This is a genomic window from Bifidobacterium sp. LH_450 (assembly GCF_056356715.1).
The window spans coordinates 1-14,139 of the sequence record NZ_JBKEUU010000003.1 but is presented as its reverse complement, the minus strand read 5'-3'; the positions used below and the strand labels follow the sequence as shown (position 1 = coordinate 14,139).

Genomic DNA, 14,139 nt, shown 5'->3' with positions numbered 1-14,139 from the left:
CCATGACGGACATGACAGCGGGGCAGTCTTCCGGCCAGCAGGTTTCGGAATCTGCGGCTGCCGGCGCGGGGATGGAACCGGCGTTTTTCGCGGCGGTGCAGCGCGACAACGCCGAGATTGCGGCGTGCGAAGAGACGGTACGGCAGCGGCAGGCGGTGGCGCAGCAGCGGCGCGATACGGTAATGGCGCGCAAGAAGACGCTGCAGGAAGCGCAGGAGGCGGTGCGGCGTCAGCGGCAGGCGGTCACGGCGGCGCATCAGCCGGAACGGGATCTGGAGAATCTTGAGCGCTCGCCACAGCCGGCGTTCCGCCAGATCGCGACGTTCGCCGGGTTCACGCTGTTCGAAGACAAGATTCAGCAGAAGGGGCGTGCGTTCGCCATCCCGATCGACACGGTGTCGGTTTCGGTGGGGATTCGCGGCGAAATCTACACGACGACGCAGGTGAGTGGGGGAGGATCACGCCCGACGCTGACGCGCGTTACCGCCGGAGCGCTGCTGGGAGGCGGCGTCGGCGCGGCAATCGGCATGGCCGCGCAGAAGAAGCAGCCGGTAGAGACGGTGACGACGACCCATGACGAGCGCGAAGGCATCCTCATAGTGCAGGGCGACGGCGTCGAATGCACGTCGACGTTCCCGGTGGCGCAGGAAGCGGACGCGCGCGAATTCGCCGGGAAAATCTACGACGCGAAGGCCGGCTACGCGCAGGCGCGCAACCGACTGCAGTCCGAGCGGCGCACGCGCGAGGCGCGGCTGGCGGCGCTGCGCGACGACGTGGAGCGGGCGCAGCCGGTCATCCGCAAAGAAGAGGAAGCGCTCGCGTCGCTGCAGGAGTCGGTGGAGGCGCAGCAGACGGCGCTCAAGTCGGCCAAGGATGCGGTGGCGCAGGCCCGGCAGGAAGTGAGCGCGGCGCAGAAAACCGTCACGGAGGCGAAAAGCGCGCTGAAAACGACGGTCGGCACCGCTTCCAAGGCCCAGCAGAAGGCCTACCGCGAGTGGGTGAAGAGCGAACGCGCCTCCGGCGCTTCGCTGCCGGTCGCCCCATCCGGCATGGCGTGGAAGGTGGGTTTCGCCGTGGTCGCCGTCGTCGTGGTCGCGTTGATTGCGCTCGCGGTGCTGCTGTAAGCCTCAAAAACAATACGAATAATGCGTTCAAACTAGAACCGCAGTGCTGCGCCATCCAGCACTCCGCACAGGTTGATCGCGTCCCACGGGAGGTGCTCCGCAACCGTCAGCGCCACCACATCCGTAGCATCCTGGACTTCGGCAAGCAGCCGCTGCACCGTCTTGAGCCGCAAAGCGCCTACGGAAGCGAAGAAGTCGCGTAAGCGCTGGTCAGGGTTTGCCGGATAGACGGACCGGAACTCGTGCGGTTCAACCGAATCGAGGTCCCAGTGGACGGCCAGATGCGTGATGGCGGCACGCTTGATCCATGCGGTCACCGGTTGCGTGTTGAGATTGAGCTCAACGGGTCCGCTGTGCGCAATATTCAGCTCCTCGACCTTCCCTTCGTTCTCGGTGAGATGGTCATGCGGGTACGGGCCCGATTCCACGAGTCCGGCCAGAAAAACGTGCGCAGGATCCATCGGGCGAGGCACGCATGTCAGTTCGCATTCCTGATTCAGTCCCAGAAGATTCGCCACGGGCGTCTCGTGGAAGTGCGAGGTCGTATTGACCAGGGAGATATCGGGATGTGCATCAATCCACAGCACGCCGAATCCATTGCCATACCGTTGCGCAAGATATGCGAATGGCGCCTGGCTGACCGAGCAGTCGCCGCCAATAGTCAGCACGCGTGCGGCATCGGCGTCTTCGAGGAGCTTCGTGGCAGCCCGGGTCGTTTCCAAGAGCGCGGCTCCGTAATCGAATCCGTCAAGCGGCTCGTTTGGCTGATCGAAATCCGTGTTGACAGGCACGTCGATTGTCCGGCTGCCATCATGCGCGGGGACGATGACGTCCATGATGCGTTCGCCGATTACATAGTTGCGATTGACGCCGCCGCGCCATTCGGGATAGCGCAAGCGGATTGCGAAAGATTCAGTAAGGCTGTTCATCTGCATGGCCCTTTCTGCGAACTTGGATTATGCATTTCCCCCTACTGAAATTCAAGCATGCGCGGCTGCAGGCCGCCGGTCAGTGTGCACACAACGGACCCGGACCGGTTTTTCCGTGTGCTGGAACTTCCGGAACCGGAAACCTTGGATTTCCAAGGATTCGCGGCTCTCTGGCAGTGGTTTCTCGCGTATACGATCTCTTTCTTCTGGCTTGGCGCCATATGGGTGAATATCCATTCGTCCTACCAGTCCGTGGAGCGCATTTCCCAGCGCACGGTGTGGATGGCGCTTCCTCTGCTGTGCTTCTCCTCGTTCTTCCCGTATACGACGAAGCTGGTGTCGCTTCATTTCTCGACGGAAACCGTGCAGGCCATCTACGGCATCGTGGGGCTTTTGGTGACCTTCTGCAGTGTCGCATATCGGAGAGGCCTCGCAGCCGACAACCCCGGAGACGCCAGGCTTGCCACCCCGCACTGGCTGTGGTGGGATATCGCCATCAAGTGCCTCGGCCTGGTTCTGACGTTCACCGTATGGGTGTCGGCAGTCACTCGGTCGATCCTCGCAACGCTGGTGCTCCTAGTCCTCCCAGCCCAGTTCCGCTCACCAGCGCGCAAAGATTGAAAAAGAGTACCTTCTAAGCGTGGCTATTCGGCGGCGATTTCCGTGGCTGCCTCCAGTTCCTCTTCCGCTTGCTCGTCGCCCCAGCGCTTAAGGGAATTCATGAGGTTGACGACGTTGAGCCCGGTGGTCACCGTCGTCAGGACAATGTTGAGCTTGTCCTTGCGGATAATCGCCCGCACCGCTGACAAGGCCGACAGTAGGATAAGACCAGCTTGAGCGGTCAGCAGTTCAGATTGATCGATATCGAGCTTTGCGAGGTCAACGTGCTTCATTGTTTCTCCTTTGATTGGCAATGGTCAGTGCCCATCATTGTAAATGGATTTGGGCGCGCAGTCTATTGATTTTCCGCCTATATGAGAGATGTCTCCACCGAATAGACAGAAATTCAATAATATATTTGCTATCTTTCTCTGGGATGATAATGGTTCATTTCTAAAAACGGGAATACTTCAGCGCGGGTAAGATACGCCTTCATCCTTCCATGTCTCAGTCGTAAAACTGTAATGTCTTCCGGTCGCATCGGTCATTTTATTGATTTCAGCGATAATGGCCTTAACAGAATCAGGGTGAGATGCAGAGATGAGAATAGCTTTAGTCGGACGAAGGCCATCGTAAACCAGACCATCCCAATACATCCGTAGCTGATAAATATCTTTAGGGGTGGTGTGGTCTTTCTTCCCCTCATAGATTATTTGGTCGTTGCCGTATCCGACGTATAAATCGATACGAATCTTCTGTTCAAGGGTCGAGAAGGCATACTGCTGTGTTTCCAAGGTATGAGGCTTGGGAAGATGTGGCTCTTTTGCTGCCACGAGTTCATCGAATAAATCTGTTTCGTTCTGCGCGAACCTGGCGTCGGCGGCTTTTGCGGGTTCGGGCATGAGTGTCCTGATCCAGGCGCATAGCTTCTCGAATTTAGCGTCGCCGTTTTCGCAGGCCGTTCTTTGATGTCCTCGTTTCAGGGAGCCGTCTGGAATCACGGGATTGCAGATCAAGTTGAATAAGCAAGGAATTATATATATTATGTTTTGCTCTACACCAAATTTCTTCAAAAATATTATACTCGATAGCGCGTCCGTTGATTCGGATTTCAACACCAGAAGAGGACTGATTGCACTTATAGTATCTCTTGTTCCCTTCGCTCTCTGTAATCATTCCAAATTTATATTTGATATCAATTTCCCCTTTCCCGAGGTCTTGGCGGGTAAATCCTTCCAGTAGTTTTTTCGGATTGTCTTTCGCTGTCTGTACGTAATCCCATTTAGGCTGGACGGCTTCAACTTGCTTTTTCTGTTGGGTTGCAGAATCGTCAAAATAGACGATGGTGATGCGAAGTTCGCCTTTGATGATTGGAGTGGCGTAGGTGAAACCAAGGTCTTCAGCAAGGATGTTTATGAAATATTCCATTCTGCTGCCTGTCCCTCTGATTCCCTTTGATATCGTTTCAAACATTGTCTCGGAGGTCGTGAACTCTACTATGGTTCCAGTGCAGTTATAGTGGCCGGGCCAATTGGAGTGCTCGATAGTGGCTGGAAGTTTGAATCTATATGGTGCTTGGATGACCGTATACGTTCCGTCTTCGTAATTTTCCTGGGTGCGCGTAGCAATTTTCCAAGTCCGGTTCAACGGATCCGCGCTCGCGAGAGCATGCTTCATGCCGAATCCGTGCTCATTCAGTGGAGATTCTTTCGCCTTTGTGGAACCCAATGTAAAAGACGCGTCTAGATTTTTAATTCCTGTTCCAGAGTCTTCGATCTTCGTATGGGCACCATTCTCATCTCGCTTTATTTCTATGACTATCTCGTTTGGGATATGGTTAGGATTAGCTCTAAAATCAGAGAGAGAATTATCTATAAATTCACATAGTATCTGACAATAATTATCGAAATGGCCACCGATGCCTGCCCATACTTCATCGGCGTCAGGGCTGTTCTCAATCGTGAACTGTTCCGATGTATTCAGTTGCACTCCTTCGTGCAACTGAATATTTTGTCGAATAATAATTTTATTATACGCTCTCGGTAAAACATTCTCTCCCGGATTCAATTTAGAAGCGCAACGCCTCCTGTATGGTTGGAATTGTTCAGATTACAACTTCAGGAAGGCATTGCGCTCTTATGTCACATTACACGCATCTATCGGACGGGGAACGGATCCTGATCGACCGCATGCACAACGTCGACGGCCTGAGCCAGCGCGAGATCGCGCGCAGGCTCGGCCGCAGCCCGTCCACGATCGGCAGGGAACTGAAAAAGGGCCTGTGGTTCGCGTCCAACGAAAGCGAATCCTACCGGCCATACAGGCCGGCCCGGCTCAAGGCCGGCCCGTGGACGGCCAAGCCGTTCTATAACGCGCACGCGGCCCAGCGCAAGGCCGAGCAGCGGGCCCGCAGGTCCCGCAAGAAACACACCATGGACCGCGGGCGGCTGCGCGCCGTGGTGCTCGACTGGCTGCGCCGGGGATGGAGCCCCGAGGCGATCAGCGGGCGCCTGGCGCTCGAGTGCCCGGACGACGCGTCCATGCGCATCAGCGCCGAATGCCTCTACCAGTGGATCTACGCGCCCGCGCAGCGCGCGCTCGACCTGCGCCAGTACCTCAAGCGCGGCCGCAAGCGGCGCTGCAGGCAGAAGGGGCGCGCCGCCAGGGGGGCCGAAAATCCCCATGCGCGTGCCCATCGCGGACCGTCCGGCCAGGGTCGATTCGCGGCGCGGATCCGGCCATTTCGAATCGGATACGGTGGTTGGCTCGTGCCCGTCGAAACGGTGCATCAACACGCAGGTCGAACGCAAGACGCGCATGCTGTTCGTCCGGCTGGTCGACGACAGGAGCGCCGTGTCGACGATGCGCGCCGAATACGACATCTACTCGCGCATCCCGCCCCGGGCGCGCCTGAGCCGCACGTGGGACAACGGCACGGAGGCCAGCCTGCACGCCGTCGTCGACGAGGCGCTGGGCATGCTCACCTACTTCGCCGACCCGTACAGTTCCTGCCAGCGCGGCAGCAACGAGAACCGCAACGGCAGGATCCGCCGCTACCTGCCCAAGAAAACGCCGTTCGACGACATCACCGGCGGCGAGCTGCGGTCCATCATCGACGAAATCAACAACACGCCGCTGAAGGTCCTCGGCTGGCGCACGCCAGCCGAAGCATGGCAAGAGGAAATCGACAGGCTCGAAGTATCATGACAGCCAGCCATGCAGGACCGCAACGTTGCACTTGCAAATTGAATCCGGGCCTGCCCGATGCCTTGTTCCTGAACCGCTAGTGGGGCATGGATGCCTTTGGTGAATCAATCATGCTTCGCTTCTTTGCCCGATAGCGTGGCATGGCTATATGTCATACAATTTTGTTAGACGATAAGAGTGGCAGGAGGCGACTATGGATGCACTAGTGGTACATCCACGCATAGCGGAACGACATCCGTCTATCAGTCCGGATGATGTCGAATCAGCATGGATTAATGCTGTCGAATTTGCTCCACGTACCGCTGATGCATCGGTATTCATTGCTTTGGGCATGGATTCAAAAGGACGTCTTCTTGAAATGGTCGCTCGCCATGTGGAAAGCGCATGGATTGTCTATCATGCACTTACTCCGCCCACCAAGAAATTCCTTAAGGAACTAAGTGAAGGAGGTTCGTGATGATTCGTAAGGAAATGAGCGCTGAAGACATCAACCGTATGCTTGGCAAGACTGAGGAAGAGCTGGAACGGGAGTGCGAGGAATACGAAAATGATACGTGGGAAGGAGGCTTGGGCCCAATTTTCCCGGGACGACCGAGGCTATACGACGAAGAGCTTGAAGCCATTACGGTGAAGCTGCCGACAAGCTGGGTTGGTGCAATCGATGCAAGAGCTAAAGCGCGCGGACGTAACCGCAGCCAGATCCTGCGGGAACTCGTGCTTAATGGTCTTCTTTCTTCTGAGGAGTCTCAGTCTGCTGAGTCAGCGGAGTAAATGGAAAGTCCACTTCGACTTCGTGAATGAGCAGATTCGGAATAGGGTTCAGCCGGAGGAGAGGAACGGTAATGGTGATTTGCTTCTCAGAGGGCGTGGAATCCCCCTGAGAAGCATTCGAGGTATCTGCGGAATCGGACGAATTGGTAGCTGAAGTCATAATCGAATGATAATTCAAGCTTCTGGAACCGTCTGCAGGTTTTCCGGCCGCTGTTCCATTCAGACGGCTTGACGGCTGAGCCCGCTGCTCAGTGCTCCTTGCCCTGGATCTTGTTGATGCCGTGCTTGACCATTTGGCGGCTGTACCATAGCGACGCCACGAACATCGCCGCTTCAATGGCGACGGCGATCCACAGCGCGTTCTGGAAGCCGGTGACGTAAGCGTCCTGCCGCGGCGTGCCGTCCGCAACGCCGCGCAGCACGTCCGCGGAGACGATGCCGACGAACAGCGCCGAGCCCATCGATCCGGCAATCTGCGTCGACGTTGAATATACCGAATTCGTGTGCGGCACCAGGTCGCTCGGCACATGCTCGAGCACGACGTCCTTGCCGGGCACGTTGATCAGCCCGAACCCGAGGATCGCCAGCCCGCACACCACCGTCATCACCGCGATATTGCGCCCCGGAGCCAGCAGGATCACCGCCACGAGCCCCACCGTCATGATCAGGAAGCCGAGCGACAGCGCCGGCCACATGCCGTAGCGGTCGGTGATCTTCCCGCTCGCCGCGTCCATCGCCGCATAGAAGCCGGCCACCACCATCAGCAGCAAGCCGGCCGCGAACGCCGGCAGATCGCACGCGCGTTCCAAATACAGCGGCAGCACCAGCAGGATCGCCTGCTCGCCCAGCGCGCCGGTCATGTAGAACAGCACGTCCCACGTCACGAACGCATGGCGTCGCAGCGGCTCGAGGTCCAGCAGCGGCGTCTTCAAATGCAATTGCCGCACGGTGAACCACACGAGCAGCGCCGCGCCCACGGCCAGCAGCGGCAACGCCACCTTCGGCTTGGCGGTCATCTGCGAGAACCCGTACATCAGCGCCGCCAGCCCGGCGAACGACAGCGCAATCGACGGTCCGTCGATATTGCGGTTCTCGCGCGGCTCAACGTCGAACACCCACGTACGCCCCATCACCGTCGTCACGATGCCGAACACCAGCGGAATCGCGAACATCGACGTCAGGCTGACGAACGAGAGGCACAGGCCGGCAAGCACCGGCGCAATCGCCAGGCTGACGCCGTACGACGCGCTGTTGATTGCTAGGATTCCGCCGGATTTCGCCGGCGGAATCAGCTGGATGACGACGGTATTCGCAATCGGGAACAGCGCCCCGCACGCAAACCCCTGCAGCAGCCTCGCAGCCAGCATCATCGGGAAATTCAGCGAGAACAGTCCCAGCAGGCAGCTGGCGACGAGCAGCACGCGGCTGTAGAAAAACAGCTTCTTCAAACCGATCCGCGCCTGCACGGCCGCCGACATCATCACGATCGTCGCGCCGGTAATCGCGAAGCCGATCTGCACCCAGTTCGCCGTGGCAATCGAGATATGGTAGGCGTCGGAAATGTCCGGCAGCGCCACCGACATCATGATCACGCAGAATGCGTCGCCGAAATTCGCGAGGATCACCGCAACCAGCAGCCGCACGACTTCCTTCTTCGGTCGCGTGACCCCATCACCGCCGGTAACCATCGCCTCCGCCATCCGTGCCCTCTTTCGTTTCGCAATCTTGAAAAACCCTCATATAATCTTTGCTCGGCGCCGCCGCGCCCCGCCGCCGGCTTAGCGGGCGGCAAAAACGCGCCCGTTGTAGTCTTGAATCCATGAAGAAACTCGTCGCCGGAATACTTGCGCATGTCGACGCAGGCAAAACCACCCTCTCGGAAGCGCTGCTGTATGAAGGCGGCGTGCTGCGCAGGCTCGGCCGCGTCGACCACGGCGACGCGTTCCTCGATTCCGACGCCATCGAACGGCAGCGCGGCATCACCATCTTCTCCGAACCGGCGGTGCTGGCGACGCGCGGCATGGAACTGACGCTCATCGACACCCCCGGCCACGTCGACTTCGCCGCCGAAATGGAACGTACGCTCGCCGTGCTCGACTTCGCCATCCTCGTCGTTTCCGGCGCCGACGGCATCCAGGCGCACACCGAAACGGTCTGGCGGCTTCTGCAACGCAACCAGGTGCCCACCTTCGTATTCGTCAACAAGATGGACGCTCCCGGCGCCGACCGTTCCGCCATCCTCAAGCAGCTCAACCGGAGATTCGGCGACGGTTTCGTCGACTTCACCGCCGGCGCCGACGGCAATCTTCCTCCCGAAACGCTCGAAGACATCGCAACGCTCGACGAAACGGCGATGGAAGCGTTCCTGTCCGGCGGCAATCTCGGCGACGACATCATCCAGGATTCAATCGCCGCGCGGCGCCTGTTTCCGGTGTTCTTCGGCGCCGCTCTGAAAAGCGACGGTGTCGCCGCGTTCCTCGACGGCTTCGCGCGCTACGCCGCCGAACCGCGCCGCGGGGAAGCGTTCGGTGCCCGCGCGTACAAGATTTCCCACGATGGGCAAGGCAACCGGCTGACGTGGCTGAAAGTCACCGGCGGCGAGCTCAAGGCGAAGGCGCCGCTGGAAGGCACGGACCCGTCCAGCGGCGAACGCTGGCAGCAGAAAGCCGACCAGCTGCGCGCTTACTCCGGAGCGCGGTTCGAGACGGTCGCCAGTGTTGGCGCCGGCAGCGTGGCCGCCGTCACCGGGCTGGACCATTCGTACGCGGGGGAGGGGTTCGGCGCCGAAGCCGACGCGGGCGCGCCGTTACTGCAGCCGGTGCTCACCTATACGCTCATCCCCGGCGGCGAAGACGTGCACCGGTGCCTGGCGGCCGTGCGTGAACTGGGCGACGAAGAGCCGCTGCTGCACGTCGCCTGGGAGCCGACGCTCAAGGAAATCCGGCTGCAGCTGATGGGTGCCGTCCAGCTGGAAATCGTGCAGCAGCTGCTCGCCGACCGCTTCGGGCTGCATGTGTCGTTCGACCCCGGTTCGATTCTCTACAAGGAAACGGTGGCGGCGCCGGTGGAAGGCGTCGGCCATTTCGAACCGCTGCGGCACTATGCGGAGGCGCACATCCTCATCGAACCGCTCCCGGCCGGTAGCGGCGTCGAAGTCGCCAGCGACGTATCGCTCGACGATCTCGACGGCAACTGGCAACGGCTGATCATGGCGCACTGCCGCGAGAAGGAGCATCGCGGCGTGCTGATCGGGGCGCCGTTGACCGATGTGCGGCTCACGCTCGTCGCTGGCCGCGGCCACGACAAGCACACCGAAGGCGGCGACTTCCGGCAGGCGACGTACCGCGCCATCCGGCAGGGGCTGATGGAGCTGCGCGCCGGCGCGCCCGGCGACGGGCCGTACGCCATCGCGGAACGCTATGAAGGCAGCGAAAGCGGTGCGTTCGGCGGGAACATGGCCCAAGATTCGCCGGCTTCCAGCGCCGATGCTTCCGCCGGCGCCGGAAGCGTCGAACTCGGCAATTGCGTGCTGCTGGAGCCGTGGTACCGGTTCCGGCTGGAAGTGCCTGCGGAGATGCTTGGCCGCGCGATGTCGGACGTGCAGCGGATGGGCGGCGAGTTCGCGCTGCCGCAAGGGAGTACGGAAGCGGCGCCTGCAACTGGCGCCGCCGCGGCGCAAGGCACGGCGGAAAGCACGGCGACGCTGGAAGGTTCCGCACCGGTGTCGCGGATGCGCGACTATGCGATGGAGGTCAACGCCTATACGCACGGCACCGGCCGCATCGCGCTGGCATTCGGCGGCTACCGGCCCGCGCTGGATGCCGCGCAGGTCGTGGCGCAGGCGCACTACGACCCGGAAGCCGACGTCGAGAACACGCCGGATTCGGTCTTCTGCGCCCACGGCGCCGGCTACCCGGTCAAGTGGTATAAGGTCCCCGAATTCATGCACCTCGCGTACCGCGACGCACGGTAGGCACGCTGCACTCCGGAAAGCGTAGAGGAAATCCCGGAAACATTGGGGCGCGGAGCCGCGGCATGTTCATCGTGCGGGCGCCGTGCCTCATGAGAATCTTGGAAAAACAAAAAGCCGCAGCCCTGAGGCTGCGGCAGTGGAGCGGACAACGGGACTCGAACCCGCGGTCTCAACCTTGGCAAGGTTGCGCTTTACCAACTAAGCTATGTCCGCAAATCGCTTGCTGAAACTTTGTTTCAGACAACGAGTTGACAGTTTACCGAGAACCGTTTGTCTGGTCAACTCGGCGCGTCGTGGGTGTTATAGGAATCGAACCTATGACCCCTTCCGTGTGAAGGAAGTGCGCTAGCCGCTGCGCCAAACACCCGGTACAACGTTGGTACGCTGTTCAGTTATCCGCCGGTATTCGCCGGCTTCGTGGGCGATACAAGATTCGAACTTGTGACCCCTTCCGTGTCAGGGAAGTGCGCTACCTCTGCGCCAACCGCCCGAAGCGAGTGCTACCTTACCGGGATTCTTCCCGGAACGCAAGCTTCGGCGCGTCGAACGTAAAGAAACGGTGGAGTAGGGGGTGCGGGAGCGCAACGTACAGAATTACGCAAGGACCGTGAAAAAAGTTATGAAAAAAACCGGGGCGCCGGAAGAGAAATCCCCTCCCGGCGCCCCGGCGAACAATCTTGCTTCGAACGGTTCAGTCCGCTCTTGGCGTTCGCGTTAGTGGATGTAGCTGAACTGCGATGCGGTCGAAGCGCTGAACGTGCGGTTCGACACGACGCCGACGCCCTTGACGTTCATCTCGCTGATGATGATCGAGCCGTCCGGCTGCACCGATTCAACGATCGCGACGTGGCCATAGTACGAATGCGCTCCCGCCTGTCCCGGCGCGAACACGACGATTGCGCCCGGCGTCGGCGTATTCGAGACCGAATAGCCCCACATGATCGCGCGGCTCTTCCACATCCAGCCGTTGCCGAAGTAGGAAGCGACCGGCAGCCCCAGCTGATGGCGGCGTTCGTAGGCCCACCAGGTGCACTGGCCGGCGTAGTAGCCATTGCCGTAGTCGCGCGGATCCGCCGGATTCGACACCAGCGACGACGATACCTTGTCCGCAAGGTAGATGCCGTCGAGGTAGGAACCGGAATCCGACGTCGTGATCGTGTTGACCGTTTCGGCAGGCTGGCCGCACACGATGATGTCGCCGCCGCTCGTGTCGATTTCCTCGCCGTCGGCCAGCTCGACGTATTCGACGACGTATTCGTATTCGGTATCGTCGGCGTCTGAATCTTCCTCGGAATCCTTGGCGTCCTTCTCGGCGTCGTCCTTCTCAGTGTCGGCGTCCTTGTCGCCGTCGGTCTCCTTGCCGTCCTTCTCGTCGCTTTCCGGCTCGGAAACGAGCTGTTCGGCGTCGATCAGGTTGACGTCGCCGAGGCTCCAGGTGCCTTCCTCTTCCGCCGTCAGCGCGTAGTCAAGCTCTTCCGCTTCGTATTCGAACGCGTCGGTGCCGTCGGTCAGCGCAACGTCGCGCGGGAAATTGCGCTCCGGTTCCGGCAGCGGCGCCATCAGGTCCACGAGACGGGGAATGGTGAACTCGATTTCCACGACTTCTTCCTCGGCCTCGGCGCTCTTGTCGTCGACGTCCTGCTGCTTTTTTTCCTTGGCGATGCGACGCAGGATCTTGACGATGCGCTTGCCGCCGTTCGTCGTTTCGGTCTGCGTCGTCGTCGATTCCGCAGAGGAATCCTTCGTGTCGGAAGCCGCCGCATCCTGTCCGGAAGAGGCGGCGTTATCGGCTCCGTTGGAACCGGAGTTGGAAGCATTGGAAGAAGATTCAGAGCCGGAGGCGGAGTTCCCCGCCGAAGCCGTTCCGGAGGAAGCGGGAGCCGAAGGAGCCGGGCTCTCGCCGCCGGTCGAGCTGTCGGAACCGGCGCTGGAATCGGAACCGGTTCCGGAATCCGCGGAATCCGAACCGGAGCCGGACGATGCGTCGTCGCCGCTGCCGGCATCGGGCGTCTGCGTTGCGCCGTCGTCGGGAGCGGGGGAGGCGTCGGCGCCGGAATCCGCGCCGACGTCACCGGCTGTATCTCCTGCCGAGCCGTTCGAGGCGTCGCTGGCGGCTTCGCTGGAACCGTCGCCGGCCGCTTCGAGCGCGTCGCTCGCTTCGTTGCCGGTTTCCGAATAGGCGTCGGCGGTGCTGTCAAGATTGCCGCACGCTTCCTCGACTAAGACGTACGTAGCCCCCTCGTCGTCGTTGATGGTGGCGTATGCGGGCATCGCCCCCGCGCCGCAAACCGCCGCCGCCGTTATCCCCGCAGCGAAAAGGAACGCCATCGAATGGCGTAGCCCTTTGCGCCCTGACCGTGCCTTTTTTCCGTTCATGCTCTCTTGTCTTTCGCGTTGCTAGTTCACCCTTCGTGCGCTTTTCAGCGCTGGCTGCCGGGACTTCTCCGTCCGCAACTGCAATGGCAGCCGTATTCGGCCTATTCTAGACAAAAACCGCAAAAAAAGCGAGTTTCCTGCCGCGCTGCGGCCGCTTCTTCACGAGATTCTCGAAACCTCTCCCCAATCGTTTTGCGACACGCCGTGGAGGGGTTCTGGTGCTTGGGTTTTCGTATTGGGGGTTGCGGTTTTCGCGTGGGGCGTGTAAGTTGTTCTCTTGCTGCCGCACGGCCGCCCCGGGTTCTTCCGGGTGGTGCTGGCCGGGCGCGTGGTGGTGGTTTGAGAACTCAAGAGCGTGTACTGTACTACTTGAATTTATACTTTTTCGAGTGTTTTTGATTGCCAGTCCGGCTTCCGCTCCTTGTTTGGAGTCCATTAGGTTGGTTGATGGGGGCCGGGGTTTTTGCTTGCCCTTTCCTTATAAGGGCTTGCGGTACTTCAATGCCTGGCCTTTGGGCTGGGTGGTTGATTTCTTATTTTTGGAGCCGATATGGTTCCTGACACAGTTTTTTTGTGGAGGGTTCGATTCTGGCTCAGGATGAACGCTGGCGGCGTGCTTAACACATGCAAGTCGAACGGGATCCTGGCAGCTTGCTGCCGGGTGAGAGTGGCGAACGGGTGAGTAATGCGTGACCGACCTGCCCCATGCACCGGCATAGCTCCTGGAAACGGGTGGTAATTCCGGATACTCTGGCCAGCCGCATGGCTGGTTAGGAAAGGCCTTTTTGGCGGCGTGGGATGGGGTCGCGTCCTATCAGCTTGTTGGCGGGGCAACGGCCCACCAAGGCTTTGACGGGTAGCCGGCCTGAGAGGGCGACCGGCCACATTGGGACTGAGATACGGCCCAGACTCCTACGGGAGGCAGCAGTGGGGAATATTGCACAATGGGCGCAAGCCTGATGCAGCGACGCCGCGTGCGGGATGGAGGCCTTCGGGTTGTAAACCGCTTTTGTTCACGAGCAAGGCCCGTCTTCTGGCGGGTTGAGTGTAGTGTTCGAATAAGCACCGGCTAACTACGTGCCAGCAGCCGCGGTAATACGTAGGGTGCAAGCGTTATCCGGATTTATTGGGCGTAAAGGGCTCGTAGGCGGCCCGTCGC

At 60.1% G+C, this 14,139-nt stretch carries 12 protein-coding genes, 3 tRNA genes, 1 rRNA gene and 1 pseudogene; 7 read left to right on the top strand and 10 right to left on the bottom strand.

Features of this window, described 5'->3' with window-relative positions:
• Positions 1 to 2: 2 nt before the first annotated feature.
• The gene (locus AC1AXT_RS04950) at positions 3 to 1,124 is read left to right on the top strand and encodes a hypothetical protein (RefSeq protein WP_476541230.1); all 1,122 of its coding nucleotides are present in this window, start codon (positions 3 to 5) and stop codon (positions 1,122 to 1,124) included.
• 32 nt (positions 1,125 to 1,156) lie between these two features.
• Here the strand turns inward: AC1AXT_RS04950 and AC1AXT_RS04945 are convergent, their stop codons facing one another.
• A complete protein-coding gene (locus AC1AXT_RS04945; RefSeq protein WP_476541228.1) occupies positions 1,157 to 2,059 on the bottom strand; it encodes an arginase family protein in 903 nt (300 codons plus the stop codon).
• Between the two features lie 51 nt (positions 2,060 to 2,110).
• On the opposite strand from AC1AXT_RS04945, the gene AC1AXT_RS04940 reads away from it, so the two are divergent.
• Positions 2,111 to 2,674, top strand: a complete 564-nt coding sequence (locus AC1AXT_RS04940) for a TMEM175 family protein (RefSeq protein ID WP_476541226.1) — start codon at positions 2,111 to 2,113, stop codon at positions 2,672 to 2,674.
• 23 nt (positions 2,675 to 2,697) lie between these two features.
• Here the strand turns inward: AC1AXT_RS04940 and AC1AXT_RS04935 are convergent, their stop codons facing one another.
• The 3 genes from AC1AXT_RS04935 to AC1AXT_RS04925 form a co-directional block, all read right to left on the bottom strand.
• A complete protein-coding gene (locus tag AC1AXT_RS04935) occupies positions 2,698 to 2,946 on the bottom strand; it encodes a hypothetical protein (RefSeq protein ID WP_476541224.1) in 249 nt (82 codons plus the stop codon).
• Between the two features lie 177 nt (positions 2,947 to 3,123).
• Positions 3,124 to 3,555 (bottom strand): hypothetical protein, encoded by a 432-nt coding sequence (locus AC1AXT_RS04930; RefSeq protein ID WP_476541222.1) that lies wholly within the window; start codon positions 3,553 to 3,555, stop codon positions 3,124 to 3,126.
• Positions 3,556 to 3,589: 34 nt separating this feature from the next.
• The gene (locus AC1AXT_RS04925) at positions 3,590 to 4,654 is read right to left on the bottom strand and encodes an ATP-binding protein (RefSeq protein WP_476541221.1); all 1,065 of its coding nucleotides are present in this window, start codon (positions 4,652 to 4,654) and stop codon (positions 3,590 to 3,592) included.
• Between the two features lie 137 nt (positions 4,655 to 4,791).
• On the opposite strand from AC1AXT_RS04925, the pseudogene AC1AXT_RS04920 reads away from it, so the two are divergent.
• From AC1AXT_RS04920 to AC1AXT_RS04910, 3 genes and pseudogenes are all read left to right on the top strand, one after another.
• Positions 4,792 to 5,860, top strand: a pseudogene (locus AC1AXT_RS04920) (IS30 family transposase).
• Between the two features lie 193 nt (positions 5,861 to 6,053).
• Complete coding sequence (locus tag AC1AXT_RS04915; protein ID WP_476541219.1) at positions 6,054 to 6,317, top strand: hypothetical protein; 264 nt, start codon at positions 6,054 to 6,056, stop codon at positions 6,315 to 6,317.
• On the top strand, positions 6,317 to 6,631 hold the full coding sequence (locus AC1AXT_RS04910; RefSeq protein ID WP_476541217.1) for a ribbon-helix-helix protein, CopG family: 315 nt from the start codon (positions 6,317 to 6,319) through the stop codon (positions 6,629 to 6,631). The genes AC1AXT_RS04915 and AC1AXT_RS04910 overlap by 1 nt, the downstream gene beginning before the upstream one ends.
• Here AC1AXT_RS04910 and AC1AXT_RS04905 read toward each other — a convergent pair.
• A complete protein-coding gene (locus AC1AXT_RS04905; protein WP_476541216.1) occupies positions 6,579 to 6,791 on the bottom strand; it encodes a DUF2589 domain-containing protein in 213 nt (70 codons plus the stop codon). The two genes, AC1AXT_RS04910 and AC1AXT_RS04905, sit on opposite strands and share 53 nt — an antisense overlap.
• Before the next feature lie 88 nt (positions 6,792 to 6,879).
• Entirely contained in the window at positions 6,880 to 8,331 is a 1,452-nt protein-coding gene (locus AC1AXT_RS04900) for an MFS transporter (RefSeq protein WP_476541214.1), read from the bottom strand.
• A gap of 119 nt (positions 8,332 to 8,450) precedes the next feature.
• Between AC1AXT_RS04900 and AC1AXT_RS04895 the strand changes: the two genes are divergently transcribed.
• Complete coding sequence (locus AC1AXT_RS04895) at positions 8,451 to 10,604, top strand: GTP-binding protein (protein WP_476541212.1); 2,154 nt, start codon at positions 8,451 to 8,453, stop codon at positions 10,602 to 10,604.
• Positions 10,605 to 10,741: 137 nt separating this feature from the next.
• On the opposite strand, the gene AC1AXT_RS04890 is transcribed toward AC1AXT_RS04895, so the two are convergent.
• The 4 genes from AC1AXT_RS04890 to AC1AXT_RS04875 all read right to left on the bottom strand — a co-directional run bounded on the left by AC1AXT_RS04890 (position 10,742) and on the right by AC1AXT_RS04875 (position 12,875).
• A tRNA-Gly gene (locus tag AC1AXT_RS04890) sits at positions 10,742 to 10,817 on the bottom strand.
• An 81-nt stretch (positions 10,818 to 10,898) separates the two neighbouring features.
• Positions 10,899 to 10,971, bottom strand: a tRNA-Val gene (locus AC1AXT_RS04885).
• A 51-nt stretch (positions 10,972 to 11,022) separates the two neighbouring features.
• Positions 11,023 to 11,094: transfer RNA gene (locus AC1AXT_RS04880), tRNA-Val, on the bottom strand.
• A 224-nt stretch (positions 11,095 to 11,318) separates the two neighbouring features.
• Positions 11,319 to 12,875, bottom strand: a complete 1,557-nt coding sequence (locus tag AC1AXT_RS04875; RefSeq protein ID WP_476541211.1) for a CHAP domain-containing protein — start codon at positions 12,873 to 12,875, stop codon at positions 11,319 to 11,321.
• 675 nt (positions 12,876 to 13,550) lie between these two features.
• Between AC1AXT_RS04875 and AC1AXT_RS04870 the strand changes: the two genes are divergently transcribed.
• A 16S ribosomal RNA gene (locus tag AC1AXT_RS04870) occupies positions 13,551 to 14,139 on the top strand; the annotation flags it as partial.

Bases quoted from the DNA above. Each gene is read 5' to 3' on its own strand.
- AC1AXT_RS04950 (WP_476541230.1), top strand. From the start codon at position 3: ATGACGGACATGACAGCGGGGCAGTCTTCCGGCCAGCAGGTTTCGGAA.
- AC1AXT_RS04945 (WP_476541228.1), bottom strand. From the start codon at position 2,059: ATGCAGATGAACAGCCTTACTGAATCTTTCGCAATCCGCTTGCGCTAT.
- AC1AXT_RS04940 (WP_476541226.1), top strand. From the start codon at position 2,111: ATGCGCGGCTGCAGGCCGCCGGTCAGTGTGCACACAACGGACCCGGAC.
- AC1AXT_RS04935 (WP_476541224.1), bottom strand. From the start codon at position 2,946: ATGAAGCACGTTGACCTCGCAAAGCTCGATATCGATCAATCTGAACTG.
- AC1AXT_RS04930 (WP_476541222.1), bottom strand. From the start codon at position 3,555: ATGCCCGAACCCGCAAAAGCCGCCGACGCCAGGTTCGCGCAGAACGAA.
- AC1AXT_RS04915 (WP_476541219.1), top strand. From the start codon at position 6,054: ATGGATGCACTAGTGGTACATCCACGCATAGCGGAACGACATCCGTCT.
- AC1AXT_RS04910 (WP_476541217.1), top strand. From the start codon at position 6,317: ATGATTCGTAAGGAAATGAGCGCTGAAGACATCAACCGTATGCTTGGC.
- AC1AXT_RS04905 (WP_476541216.1), bottom strand. From the start codon at position 6,791: ATGACTTCAGCTACCAATTCGTCCGATTCCGCAGATACCTCGAATGCT.
- AC1AXT_RS04900 (WP_476541214.1), bottom strand. From the start codon at position 8,331: ATGGCGGAGGCGATGGTTACCGGCGGTGATGGGGTCACGCGACCGAAG.
- AC1AXT_RS04895 (WP_476541212.1), top strand. From the start codon at position 8,451: ATGAAGAAACTCGTCGCCGGAATACTTGCGCATGTCGACGCAGGCAAA.
- AC1AXT_RS04875 (WP_476541211.1), bottom strand. From the start codon at position 12,875: ATGCCCGCATACGCCACCATCAACGACGACGAGGGGGCTACGTACGTC.